At 33.1% G+C, this 14,122-nt stretch carries 10 protein-coding genes; 7 read left to right on the top strand and 3 right to left on the bottom strand.

Going from position 1 to position 14,122, the window contains the following annotated elements:
* Positions 1-51: 51 nt before the first annotated feature.
* On the bottom strand, positions 52-2,553 hold the full coding sequence (locus tag MY04_RS04535; protein ID WP_066206961.1) for a YfhO family protein: 2,502 nt from the start codon (positions 2,551-2,553) through the stop codon (positions 52-54).
* Positions 2,554-2,636: 83 nt separating this feature from the next.
* Positions 2,637-3,824 carry a glycosyltransferase gene (locus MY04_RS04530; protein WP_066206959.1) on the bottom strand — a complete coding sequence of 396 codons (1,188 nt, stop codon included), beginning with the start codon at positions 3,822-3,824 and terminating at the stop codon, positions 2,637-2,639.
* 148 nt (positions 3,825-3,972) lie between these two features.
* Between MY04_RS04530 and MY04_RS04525 the strand changes: the two genes are divergently transcribed.
* Genes MY04_RS04525 through MY04_RS04515 form a run of 3 tightly spaced genes read left to right on the top strand, consistent with a single transcriptional unit; the run spans position 3,973 to position 6,933 of the window.
* Entirely contained in the window at positions 3,973-5,310 is a 1,338-nt protein-coding gene (locus tag MY04_RS04525; protein WP_066206956.1) for a flippase, read from the top strand.
* A complete protein-coding gene (locus MY04_RS04520; RefSeq protein WP_066206953.1) occupies positions 5,310-6,254 on the top strand; it encodes a hypothetical protein in 945 nt (314 codons plus the stop codon). The genes MY04_RS04525 and MY04_RS04520 overlap by 1 nt, the downstream gene beginning before the upstream one ends.
* 37 nt (positions 6,255-6,291) lie before the next feature.
* Positions 6,292-6,933, top strand: coding sequence for a hypothetical protein (locus MY04_RS04515; protein ID WP_084005769.1), 642 nt, complete (start codon positions 6,292-6,294; stop codon positions 6,931-6,933).
* On the opposite strand, the gene gldG is transcribed toward MY04_RS04515, so the two are convergent.
* On the bottom strand, positions 6,934-8,601 hold the full coding sequence (gene gldG / locus MY04_RS04510) for a gliding motility-associated ABC transporter substrate-binding protein GldG (protein WP_066206947.1): 1,668 nt from the start codon (positions 8,599-8,601) through the stop codon (positions 6,934-6,936).
* Positions 8,602-8,871: 270 nt separating this feature from the next.
* Here gldG and MY04_RS04505 point away from each other — a divergent pair, with 270 nt between their 5' ends.
* From MY04_RS04505 to MY04_RS04490, 4 genes are all read left to right on the top strand, one after another.
* A complete protein-coding gene (locus MY04_RS04505) occupies positions 8,872-10,299 on the top strand; it encodes a CCA tRNA nucleotidyltransferase (RefSeq protein ID WP_066206945.1) in 1,428 nt (475 codons plus the stop codon).
* Positions 10,300-10,317: 18 nt separating this feature from the next.
* Positions 10,318-11,346, top strand: a complete 1,029-nt coding sequence (gene hemE / locus MY04_RS04500) for a uroporphyrinogen decarboxylase (RefSeq protein WP_066206942.1) — start codon at positions 10,318-10,320, stop codon at positions 11,344-11,346.
* A 169-nt stretch (positions 11,347-11,515) separates the two neighbouring features.
* Positions 11,516-12,580, top strand: coding sequence for a type I restriction enzyme HsdR N-terminal domain-containing protein (locus MY04_RS04495; protein WP_066206940.1), 1,065 nt, complete (start codon positions 11,516-11,518; stop codon positions 12,578-12,580).
* A 68-nt stretch (positions 12,581-12,648) separates the two neighbouring features.
* On the top strand, positions 12,649-13,836 hold the full coding sequence (locus MY04_RS04490) for a thioredoxin family protein (protein ID WP_066206936.1): 1,188 nt from the start codon (positions 12,649-12,651) through the stop codon (positions 13,834-13,836).
* The last annotated feature ends 286 nt before the right edge of the window (positions 13,837-14,122 follow it).

Raw genomic sequence — 14,122 nt, 5'->3', positions numbered from 1 at the left:
CTACATCAGAAATAATGCAAACATGCCCTTTCTTATTTAAATAATTAAAAACTATTCTTTTTTAGCTCTTACAGACATAAATATAGCAAAACCTAATAGGATCCAGCATAAGTAGCCCGCGATTTTAGATATTGTACCCCCAACAACGAAAGATACAGGATCAAAATCGAATGTGATCTCATGTTCTCCGGCAGGTAATTGAATACCTCTTAATACATAATTGGCACAAATAATATCTGTTTCTTTACCATCAATTTTAGCTACCCAACCTGCTGGATAGTATACTTCTGAAAAGACAGCAAAACCGCCGTTTTTACTATTTGACTTATATTTTAATCTACGGTGACCGTATTCAGTTAATTCTACTTTATCACCTTCTGATTTCGAAGTTTTGATTTCTTGTTTAAAGCGAGCAACATTAACAATCGCTTGTTTAGAAGGGTCTATTGATGCTAATGCCTCCATTTCTTCATCTGGAGTATTCACTTTTTCAATATGTTCTACAAACCATGCATTCCCTAAAGCGTTCGGGTTTTGTAATACTGCTTCTTTTTGAGGTCCAAGAATGGTGTATTTCATGTTCAGCATATTCAAAGCAGGAATTTCTCTTACCTGAAGTGTATCTCCTTTTTGAACTGCATTTGCAAATACCTGAATTTCTCTGCTTAATTCTCTTTCAATTAAATCTTGATATCTACGAAGTTTCGCAGGGAAATAACCACCAATTGATTTATGGAAGTAAGAAGTTTTTGCCTCATTAAATGTATTTTCAGTAAGGTTTAATACTCTAAAGTTAGGGTCTTTATCTGCTAATATGTAAGTATCTGCAGGGGTTGCTTTGTGTGTCTGCTTGTTGGTATCTACTTTAAAAGATTCCTTATTGATATATCTTTTCGCTACACTCCAAACATCTCCTATAGTCAATACTCCTACTAAACCTACAGCTAACCATAACTTCAATTTGTTCTTTGAGTACAGATAGAACACTCCACATGCCAAAGCAATCAAAATAAATGATCTTACTACATCTCCTCTAATCATAGAAATTCTTTCCGCTTCCATTGCAGAAGTTAAGTTTCTAATTAGATTAGCATCCTGTGTTTGGAACATTTGTGAGAATATTGCAGCATCTCTAGCCCCACTTACGTCCATAAAACCTGCTGCTACCCACATTATGATCAATAAACCACCAGTAGCTCCTGCTGCTTTGTAAGCTGCTTTTTGTGTTTTCTCATCCCAACCATCATTAATGATTTTGTTGAAACCTAAAGCGGCCCCAAGTGCCATCACTACACAACCAATACCTAAAGCCATAGCTGGCGTTCTGAATTTATTCATACCCGGTAGGATATCAAATAGTGTGTAGTTAAACCATTGCAAGTGTTTACCCCAAGCAAAGAATAAGGCCATTAATAAACTACTTATAAGCCATATTCTATCTCGTTTATCAAGTACAAACAATCCTAATATGAACAAGAAAGATAATATAGCCCCTTGATAGATTGGCCCACCGGTAAATGGTTGTTCACCAAAATATAATGGTAGTTTTATTTGAGATAATTGCTGAACTGCTTGTTGACCATAATTCTTAGAGATCATCGTTAAAAATGGTCCATCTTTCTCTAAAGTTTCTTGGCTACTACCCCCTAGAAAGTTAGGTGATATTAAGGTTAAAGACTCCATTTTCCCCTCAGACCAACTGAAAGCATAATCTTTATCCAAACCTTCTTCTGTATAATTATTTTCTTGACCAGCTTGTGCTGATAATTCTTTTTTACCACGAATAGAGTATTCTGAGTATTCTTTAGTAGTCCACACTCTCCATAATTGTGTAGAAGCACCTAAAGAAGCAGCTAAAATACCGATAGGAATAACTCTAGTTAAAAAGACTTTAATTTCCCCGTTTTTGAAGTAGAAATACAGTTCAGACAAACCATACATCAAGCAAACAAAAATGAGGTAATAAGTAATTTGATAATGGGATGCTCTAATTTCTATACAAACACCAAATGCGAGTAAGGCTGCTCCCATCCACCACTTTTTATCAAAAAGCAATCGCATACCTCCAAGAACTAAGGCGGAATAAGCTATAGCATTCAGTTTAGTAATATGCCCTGCCTCTAATGAGGTAATGAAAAACGTATTAAAAGCAAATGCTGCTGAGATGAAGAATCCCACCCATGGTTTAACTCTAAAACACATTAACCCAATCCAAAGACAAATCATTAAAGCAAAAACCGTCATTGGGTTTTCATACGTTTTATACAATCCCAAATTTGTTGCTAAATACATATAATGAGTTGGATCTCCTTGCAAGCTTGAGAATAATAATTCTGGCATACCAGAGAACATTGCAGTGTTCCATAAAGGAGGTTCACCAGTTCTTTTAGCTTCAGCTTGAGAGGCATGTGACATCCCTTCAAAATGTATTAAATCACTTTGGTTTAATGATTTCCCATCAATAAATTCTGGGCTAAAATAGATGAATGTTAGAATAAAAAATGCAGGTATTGCGAGTACCCAATTATACTTCTTAAAGTTAAACTTGTCCATTAATATTTTTAGTTATGCTTAGAGTACCTTAGTTAAGTGTACTTCAAGTTTGAAAAATCTCACTTTATTATTTAGCATCCAAACTACAAACTCATAATTTTTTCTAATTCTTCCTTGAGTTTTAATGCTTGTTGTTTTTCCTCAAATTGAGTCACTGCTTCTGCACGTATATCTTCTCTTTCAAAATCAAATGGTTGATCGATCCACTGTTGTAATGCTTCTGCAAGGGCCTCTTCATTCATATCATCAATAAGTTTACCATTCTTATCATGGATAATTTCTTTCATCCCTCCTCCATCTTTAAAAGCCATTACAGGTGTACCACAATACAGACTTTCCAACATCACATTAGGTAAATTATCTTCTCTACTTGGTAATACAAATAAATCAGCCGCAGAGTATGCCATAGCCATTTCTTCTACCGAATGAAGGCGACCAACAGTATGAAGATGATCAGATTCAAAAAGGTCTTTATCATAATCCCCCACTACAAGAATGCTTACTTTCTCTTGCAAATCACACTTCTTTAAAGCATTGATCAATAACATTGCTCCTTTTCGAGTATTCGATATTCTTTCACTAACAAAAAGTAATACTTTATGATCTAATGGTAATTTGAACTTTTTTCTAACTTCAATTTGATCATGAATAATCACTTTTTCTGTGGATAATCCATACCTTGCCAATTTGTGATTAAACCTTCCAAGCAGCTCACTTTTTTTTGATAAATCCAATAACCATTGAGAAGGAGCCATTACTGTTAATTTTGTATCATTTAGTGCCTTCTTTTTGATATTGTAAAAGAGTTGATCCACCTTGTTAAACTTTTTAAATCGTTCATGATCTTCATTATAATGAAATCCTCCTTGAAAAGGGTTCATATCGTGTAAATACCAGATTACTTTCTTATTGATGTTCTTAAAAAAGGATGGATAATTAATGAAATTGGCAACCCAATGTAAAATGACAATATCAGCCTCTACAACAATTGGGTGTTTTTCTAATTTATACAAACTTAAAGGTGATGAAAATCCTTCACATTGATCGTCCTCCATATAAAAATGAGGTAATATCTTTAAGTTTTTATAAATGGTTGAAATTCTTCTAAAGTTGATTGATGTCCCATAAGAGTAGATTTTTTGCTCCTTGTTTCCTTCATCTCTGCACAAAACTTTCGAGTCTACTCCTAGTTGAAGTAATCCATTATGAAATCGTAAAGCAGCATTTGCAGCTCCACCACGTGGATATGTTGATATATGAACTACTTTCATTAATTTAGCTTATGTTATCGATTTTATAGTGCAAATATGGTTACAATTAATAATCTTTGAAAAAATTAAAACTCTTTATTTTTTAAACTAAAACGAATACAGATACTTTTGCACTGTTATTCGAAATCTATAAAACAAAATCAACCGAATGGTCTCAAGTATATATCAAAAGTTTAACAATTGGATCAAAAAAGATGGCGTTTATTCCATTTTAAAAAATATCAATTGGCTCTTTTTTGATCGCATTCTTAGAATGCTAGGAGGCTTATTAATTAATGCTTGGGTAAGTAGATATTTAGGAGCTTATAATATGGGTATTTGGGATATTTCTCTAAGTGTAAGTAACCTATTTATTGTTTTTTCTGCTTTTGGATTTGAACGTCTACTTATCAAAAATCTAGTCGATGTTGATGACAATACTCGTAATCAACATTTATCTGTTGCTTTTACAGTTCGTTTAATCGTTTCTTTAGTTGCTTTCCTATTATCGGGTATTATTCTTCAATTACTAGCCGAAGGCAATTCTACAAGGATTATGATTGGATGGTTGATATCAAGTAGTATTTTCCTTTCAGTCTTTGATGTCATTACCACAAAGTTTCAAGCCGATCTATTATCAAAATATATTGTTATCGCTAAAGGAACAGGATTCATTATCGGCTCTTTATTAAAGGTTTATTTCATTTTAGAGAATTATCCTTTAGAATACTTTGTAGGATCATTCTTAATTGAACTTGTTATTGGTTTTATCATTTTGATGTATATCTACCTTAAGAAATATAATCACCATCAATATAAATTCACCAAAAAAGTATTTTTAGAATATTGGTCCACCTTCTTTCCTTTACTCATTTCCAGTTTGGCCTATATCATTTACACTAAGGTAGATCAAATCATGATCGATAGGTTATTGGATGAAACTGCCGTAGGTATATATACTCGTGCGGTTAAACTAAGTGATATATCAGTGGCCATCTATGCCATTATAGCGAACTCTTTATTTCCTGAATTAACCAAACAATTTCAGCAGGGGATTAAACAGTTACATCATTCTTTTGAACGACTTTCATCAATGTTAACAGGGGTTGCTTATGTAGGAGTCATATTTGTTCTAATTAGTAGTCATTTTGTGATCAACCTACTTTATGGGGAGGAGTATCTTGGGGCAATTAGTAATTTAAATATTCTGATTTTAGGTTCAATAGCATTATATAATGGAGGCATGAGAGGTAATTATTTGATTCTAAGAAATCAGAAGAAAATCATTCTAATTACCAGTTTTCTATCGATATTTATCAATGCAGCCTTAAATTATGTATTGATACCAATATATAGTACTAACGGTGCGGCAATTGCTTCTGTGATCACTTTATTCTCTACAAATATTTTTATCAACCTTCTTTTTAAAGAAACAAGAACGATTGGTAAGCTTCAATTGAGATCCTTATTCCTTTATTACTTCATTAAAAAATCGCTTAAAAAATAATGACGAACGCTCCTATTGCTTTATTTATTTATGATCGACCTGATCATTTAAAAAAGACGATTTTAGCTTTAAAAGAAAATAAAGAGCTGTATCAATCGCCTTTGTATGTTTATGCAGACGGAGCAAAAAGTAATAGTACTAATGAGCAAAAAGAGAGGATTCGGAATACAAGAACTATTGTTAGAGAATTATTAAACGACCATCCTGATTTTAACCTTATTGAAAAAGACCAAAATAATGGATTGGCCAATTCTATTATCGGAGGTGTGACCGAACTAACAGAAAAATACGGAAAAGTAATTGTATTAGAAGACGATATTGTCACCTCTCCTTTTTTTCTTAAGTACATGAATGAAAGTTTAGAGTTTTATAAAAATGATGACAACATTTTTCACATTAATTCCTATCTTCCTCAATTCCCAAAGTCAAAATCGTTTGATCTCAAAGGAGAGACTTTTCTTTCAACTCATATGTCGTGTTGGGGTTGGGCAACTTGGAAAGAATCATGGCAATATTTTGATAATAACACCAAGAAAATCTTTCGAAAATTAAGTGATAAAAGCCTTATTAAAGAATTAGATTTAAATGGTCATTTTAAAGGGTCTGAACAATTAATTAAAAACATCAACAAAGAAATTAAAACTTGGGCTATAAAATGGTCTGCTTCTATTCTATTAAATAATGGTAAATGTCTAAATCCCTCTCAATCACTATCAAATAATATAGGTACCGATGGAAGTGGTGAAAATTTCGTTGGAATTCCGATATGGGACCCTTACCAAACTAAAATTTGCGATCGCATAGTCGACCCAAAATCCATTCATAAAGACACTTCAATAGGTGATTTATATTTCGAAAAATTTTATAAACATGTAAATGTAAAGGGGATAAAAAGAAAGCTTTATAAAATTTACTATGCCTTAAAAAAGTATACTAGCAGATAAATCACTATATTGTTGCCATAATTAATGCATATCACTTATGGCTACTATCGTAAATCTATTACAAAAACAATCGCTTCTTAAAGTGTTATTACACGCTAACTATTTAGTTAAGAAGGGTTTCTTAAAGCAAATTGGATGGAATGAAAGTATCAAAAGCTTTTCAGCAATCGATCAAAATGGATCGTACATCCCTTGGTTTACCTACTCTGCTATTCATTTCCTTAAACAAAAGGATTTATCAAAATTAAATTTATTTGAATACGGAAGTGGCAACTCCACTTTATGGTTTTCTGATAGGTGTCAATCAGTTCATTCTGTTGAACATGATAGAGATTGGTATATGAAAATCAAAAATAACATCCCCTCAAATGTCAAATACGAATTCAAAAGTTTGGAAGAAAATTATGAAGATACTGTCTTAGCATCTCCAAATTTATTTGATATTGTAGTCATTGATGGAAGAAAAAGGGTAAAATGTGCCTATGCATCCTTAGAAAAACTATCTGATAATGGAGTAATTATTTGGGATAACTCTGATAGAGAAATATACAATGAAGGCTATGAAATGTTAATCAAGAAGGGCTTCAAAAGATTAGACTTTTATGGTTTAGCTCCTTCTTGTGGAGATCATTCATTAACGAGTATATTCTACCGCAAAGACAATTGTCTAGATATATAATTATCTTTCGTACCTCCTCCTTCTCAAATACACAAACAATATACCTAAAAGTGCGGTAACCACAACCGGTACGCCAACATTCAACCATTGCCAAAAGGCTTTTTCTTCTCTTACTTTAAAAGAGTCAAGTGGTCGTAAGGTCACCTTCTTATTTCTAGCCATGATCAAACCATCTTGATCAGTTAGATATTCCAAAGCGTTCATCACAAACTCTAAATTCGATAAAGTTTGTCCTCTATGACGGTCGAATTCTATAGATTCTACACCTCCGGTGATAGGGTTAAATTCGTTCTTTACAATATCACCATCAGCAATCACAATTACTTTTGTAGGATGAACAGAGTTCTTTATTAATGATTCTTTTGGAATTCCTCTTGGAGGGAATCGATTGGCGTAAAGCGATTTAAATGTTCCTTCTAATAAATAAGCGACAGGAATATGAGGTTTGGTAAATAGTTCTTTATTACTTGCTTCCTTAATCTCATCCAAAGAAATTAAATTAGGCATCGGACGGATTCTAGAATAATTTGATGTAAACAATAAAGGTGTCTTTTTTATACCCACTGATTTAACGGTATCTAAAGAAGAAACGAACTTACCGTAAACCACATCCATATTTCTTACGATTGGATGTTCAGAGAAAGTATTCAAATAAGTATAATATGGCCAAGGTAACTTTTTGATATTGGCTTTATCACCAAAATTACCAGCGACTACCTCAATCAACCCTGCCTGTTGGTCTTGAATTAAATCCACATTAGTTCTTACTCCCAATCTGAAAATCAGATCTTCAATACCTAAATCATATCCAAAAGCATAAGTACCTCCTAATGGAATCGAGTCTTTGTTCATTTGCACCTTATCCAAAAGGAACATCGCATTTCCTCCATTAATCAAATACTGATCGATAAAATATTTATCTCTATTCCTGAAAGTCTTTTTAGGTTGAGCAATTATAGCGGCATCATAATTATTTAACTGTGATAAATCAGTCAGCCAATTGATTTGATATTTTTCTTGAAGACTTCCCGTTAACTCTTGTAACTCCTGAGGCTTCAATTCATCGTGACCTTGCACAATCGCAATTCTTTTCTCCTGAGTATTTGATAAACCTTTGATAACCGAAGCCAACTCAAACTCTACCCCTTCTATCGATTGGTTAATTTGTTCTTGAGCAGATTTAGCTTTGTTTCCCTTCAGCAATAAAACTCCTTTTTGTTTATTCTTGTAGGTGATTAATGCACCTGGATAAATCAAACGCTGTGTTTGTTCTCCATTTGCACCCACATCGTATAAAGTCGTTTGAGGAATACCTTTTTCTATTAACGATTTTTGAAATTGTTGTTTCTGTCTTACATCAGCAAAATCGTTCGGATCAATAAATCTAAAGTCCAATTGCCCATTTGCCTGTACCTTAAACTCCTCTAAAGTTTCTTGAATAGCCATTTTCAAATGCTCAAATTCAGCATTCAAAGGTCCATCAAGATAAACATCGATAGCTACCTTCCCTTCTAAATTACTTAATAACCTTTCTGTAGCCGGATTGATACTAAACCTCTTCTCTTCTGTCAAATCCCATCGAAAGAATAGTTTATCAGAATGAATGTTTAATAAAATCAATAGTAATGCTATTGATGAAAAAGTTAAAAGGTCTTCCCACTTACGCATAGAACAACTCTCAGATAATTAAAAAATTGAGTTACAAAAATGATGGTTTATATATATAAATCAAACTGCACCTCCATCGAAGATTTAAATGCTTATCATTTTTTTTATTTTTTAAAGATAAAAGCAGAAGATTCCTTGATTTTAGACCCTTAGCAAAATCAAAGTCCAAGATTTTTAGGCTGAACTAAATAATTAAGCGACATTCACATCATATGTTTATTTTTTAATGTACTTTTGCATATTCAATTGGAATCTAGATCATTTTAAGTAGTGAATTTTAAAGATATATTAGATCAAAATCCAATCTTTGATGTTGTCGCGAATAGTGCCAAATCAGTTGGTTTTGATACTTATTTAGTCGGTGGTTTTGTGAGAGACCTCCTGTTAAAACGTCCATCTAAAGATATTGATATTGTCTGTGTAGGTAGCGGCATCGTCCTTGCCGAAGAGGTTGCAAAACAAGGTGGCAATTTACCTTGTAGTACTTTCAAAAGTTTTGGTACTGCAATGGTGAAGTTCGATGAATACGAGGTAGAATTTGTAGGTGCTAGAAGAGAGTCTTATCGACGTGAATCTAGAAAACCTATTGTAGAAGATGGTACATTAGAAGACGATCAAAACAGAAGAGACTTTACAATCAATGCATTGGCGATTTCTCTTAATCAAGATAACTACGGTGATTTAGTTGATCCTTTTGGTGGTGTTCAAGATTTGGAGAAGAAAAATATCATCACTCCTCTTGAACCTAACATTACGTTCTCAGACGATCCTTTAAGAATGATGAGAGCAATTCGTTTTGCCTCTCAACTTAATTTTGATATCGATCCAGATACTTTTGATGCTATCGTTGATAATAAAGAGCGCATCTCCATTGTATCTAAAGAAAGAATCATGGACGAGTTGAATAAGATTATTCTCTCTCCTGTTCCTTCTTATGGATTTAAACTGCTATTTACTTCAGGGTTGCTTCAATTGATTTTCCCTGAAATGCAAAATCTTCATGGTGTTGAGCGTAGAGATGGAAAAGGTCATAAAGACAATTTCTACCATACGCTAAAAGTATTGGATAATGTTGCCGAAAAATCAAACGATTTATGGTTGAGATGGGCAGCTATTCTTCACGACATCGCCAAGCCTGCGACTAAGCGTTTTAATCAAAGAGTGGGTTGGACTTTCCATGGTCACGAAGACAAAGGAGCACGAATGGTTCCGGGAATCTTTAAGCGTTTAAAACTTCCATTGAACGATAAGATGAAGTTTGTTCAGAAATTGGTAAAGCTTCACTTACGTCCTATCGCATTAGTAAAGAAAGAAGTTACGGACTCTGCTGTAAGACGTTTACTTTTTGAAGCTGGAGACGACATTGATGCTTTAATGCTGTTATGTCGTGCTGATATCACTTCGAAAGATGGAAATAAAGTTAAAAAATACCTTTCTAACTTCGATTATGTAGAATCTAGGCTAGAAGCGGTTGAAGAAAGTGATAAAGTACGTAACTTTCAGCCCGTTATTACAGGCGAGCTAGTCATGCAAACTTTTGATATTAAACCATCAAGGGAAGTGGGTCAGATTAAAGACCAAGTGAGAGAGGCAATTTTAGATGGTAAAATCAAAAATACACTCGAAGAAGCAAAGCCTTTTATGATTAATGTAGGTATCGAATTAGGACTTACACCTTTAAATACAGAAAACGAATAAACTAGGTCATATAACTTTATGAATGATTTAATACTAAGAACTGCAAGAGGAGAAAAAACTGAAAGAACACCCGTATGGTTAATGCGTCAAGCTGGACGTATTTTACCAGAATATAGAGCGGTTAGATCAAGTGTTTCAGGATTTGTTGAATTATGTCAGACTCCAGAATTAGCTTGTGAAGTAACTATCCAACCTGTAGATTTATTGGGCGTAGATGCAGCCATTATTTTCTCTGATATTTTGGTAATTCCGGAAGCAATGGGCTTACCTTATGAGATGGTAGAGAAAAGAGGTCCTTTCTTCCCTAATACAGTTCAAACAGAAAAAGACTTAGATAAAATTCGTGTTGCCGACGTGCAATCTGATTTAGGATATGTATTGGATGCTATCAAATTAACTAAAAAGGAATTGAACGATAGAGTTCCTTTAATTGGTTTTGCCGGTGCTCCTTTCACTATCTTCTGTTATATGATCGAAGGTCAAGGGTCTAAAACATTCTCTAAAGCAAAGAAAATGTTCTATACTCAACCTGAATTCTCTCATAAATTACTTCAGATGATTACTGATTCGACGATTGCTTACTTAAAAGCACAAATCGAAGCAGGTGCGGACATGATTCAGATTTTCGATTCTTGGGCGGGTATTCTATCACCTGAGCAATACGATATTTTCGCCATGCCGTATATCAACCAAATTTGTGATGCAATTACAGAAGTACCAAAAACAGTATTTGCTAAAGGTGCTTACTTCGCTAGAGAAGCAATTGGTAAATCAAACTGTAATACTGTTGGTCTTGACTGGAACATGGATGTTGCAGAATCAAGAAAATTAGTTAACGGTAAAGTACTTCAGGGTAACCTTGATCCATGTGCCTTATATGGTTCTGACAAAGATGTGGAGAAAGCAACAATCAAGATGTTAGATACTTTCGGACCGGACCATCATATTGCTAACTTAGGTCATGGTGTATATCCTGATATTGACCCTGAGAAAGTGAAGGTCTTTATCAATACAGTAAAAGAATACTCAGCAAAAATGAGAGGATAAATCTTCTTTCATTCAAAATATTTAGAAGGTCTTGTGAAAGCAAGACCTTTTTTTGTTTAAATATAAAACACTACACATCAGCGATTAAAAACTAAAATAAATCATTTGTTGATATTTTAACCATTATTAAAACTAATTTCCACTATATTTAGCAATTATTTTTTAACTGATGAGTTCACAAGAAATCATCTTTACTAAAACGCATATTCAGATGAAGTGGCTTTCAAAAGGATTAAAAGATAAAGTCATCAAGATCAATAAAAGAACCAATGAAGTAACGTATTTACCTCACCAAAAAACTCGGTCTTTAAATAATCCTGAAGAAAAAGTTCAATTAGAAACTTTCTTGAAAGTAATCTATGAATTAGGTTACCCTGCATCTCATGTACGTGTATGTGTACCCGTAAAAATGGGTTCATCTACCAAAGAAGCTGATATTATTGGCTACAATGATGAGGAAGGTCTCGAACCCACTTTGATTGTTGAATGTAAAAAGAAAGGTGTGAGTAGAAATGTACTCATGCAAGCTGTTCATCAAGGTTTCTCTTATGCAGCAGCACTAATGGCTCATTACGTATGGACTACTGATGGTGCGAATGATTATTATCACGAAGTACTTCCTCATAAAATTGGAGAACGTGAAAAAAATGTATTGCCTGCGGTACCCAAATTCAATGGTAAAAATTCTTTCTTCTTTAAAATTAGAAAAAGGTTTTTTAGATCGACAAAAGGTATTTTTAGTATTATAGGTAAATCATTAAAAAACACATTATTTATCCATTCGCTTATTTACATTTCATTTTTATTTATTACTTTCTTTGGTTCATCTAAATTACTTTTCATCAATATAAATAAGATTCTTGCCACTCCTATTGTAGAGAAAATGTGGTACACTTTTAAGATGGATTTTTCCTGGTTTTATGTTGGCTTATCTTTTCTTTCCATATTATTCATCATCACATTAAGTAACATTATTAGTTTCTTCCCTGCGTTAGGAAACAATCGATTAAAATGGCGTCAGAAATTACTAATCACTTTTTTTATGACAATTCCTATTTGGGTAACGGTAAAGTTCTTTTCTAAAGCTTGGTGGAATTGGGATCATTATTTACGTTTAGGCGAAAAGACATGGATGTTTTTACAACCGCATTTATTAATTCTACCTGTACAGTTCATCATTATTGCCGGGATTTTAGCTTTACCAAAAAAGAAAAATAGAAGAAAAAGAAAATAAAGATTTGTAATGCGTTTATCTTCAGAATTTTATAACTTAATAGAAGAATCACCTAAACGCATACCCTTATGTGGAAAACAACGCTATATATCTTATTATTACCAATACTTAGTGTAGGTCAAAATATAAATTTTGAAATCAATGACTTACACACAGCACAAAAGAAAGCTAAAAAGGAACAGAAAGGCATATTTATCGATATCCATACCAATTGGTGTAAAAACTGTGAATGGATGCAAGAAGAAGTATTTAAAACCAAAAAAGTTTCTTCGTATTATAATAACCACTACATAAATTTATCTGTTGATGCTGAATCTAAATTAGGTAAAACTCTAGTCGAAAAATATAATTTATCGATCTACCCTTCCTATTTGTATCTTAATCAGGATGCTGAAGCATTACATTTAGTCACTGGATTGAAAAGTAAAGAGGAGTTTATCGAAGCTAGTAAAGAAGCGGAAGATCCCAACAATCAATTATTTGTTTTACAGAAACTGGTAAAGAACGAAAAGGAACCCGATATTAAAATCCTAAGCAATTATATATACACCACTTATAATGCGGCCTATGAAGACGAAATAATGTTGTCGAAATTTTTAGGTAGACTAAATGATGATCTGCTAAAAGAGGAATCGATTTGGAGAGCATTAAAAGAAGCGACAATGCATAATGGGTTACATTCAGAAAGCTTACATTATATAGTAAAACACTCTAATGTAATAGAAAGTGAACATGGCATTAAAGATATCATACAAACCATAAACGCTGCTGCCAGTATCTCTATGCAGCCTTATGTTGAAGAGAAAAATATTAAAGGTTGGGAAAAATTAATGAGTTATTTAAATACTTCTTTAGGCAAACAAGGTACAACTCTCAATTTAGCCTACAACCCTACCTTTTACATCAATATACAAGATTTTGAAACTGCTTATAATAAAATGAGTGAAGGTGTAAAAACGCTTCATGACCGAGATCCTGAAGTCAGAGCATACCTCTATAGAAATTGGGCCTGGGATGTATATCACTATTATAATGATCAAGAGAAATTAGGTACTGCTTTAGAATGGGTAGATAATTCTTTAGACGTTCACTATAACTCCATCAACCTCGAAACGAAATCAGGAATACTACTCAAATTAAAGAGCTATGAAAAAGCAAAGATGACTGCTTTAGAAGCTATCGAATTAGCAAAAAAAGAAAAAGTACATCCTACTTTGGCTTACTCAGTTCTCGAAAAGCTAAACACAACAAAATGACGTATTTTGTCTATGAATAAATGAACCTTATTGTATTATTTATAAAGTGTAATCTTACAGTACAAAGACATAAAACAACTTACACAACCTTGATTTTATAACTAAAATCAAGGTTTTTTACTTTACAACAACATTTTGACTACACAAAAAACACATGACTTTTTTAGTACTTTTTTAACATCACAATTCAGTTTTAATCTAGGATGATAATTTACGCTCAACACCCTAATGTGTTACTTTTACAGTTGTAAAATACGACGTGACGCTATTTTATTAGTTAAACTTT

It is taken from the genome of Flammeovirga sp. MY04, from assembly GCF_001682195.2.
GTDB classification, from domain to species: Bacteria; Bacteroidota; Bacteroidia; order Cytophagales; family Flammeovirgaceae; genus Flammeovirga; species Flammeovirga yaeyamensis.
The sequence above is the reverse complement of the archived record's forward strand: the minus strand, read 5'-3'. Positions and strand labels throughout refer to the sequence as shown.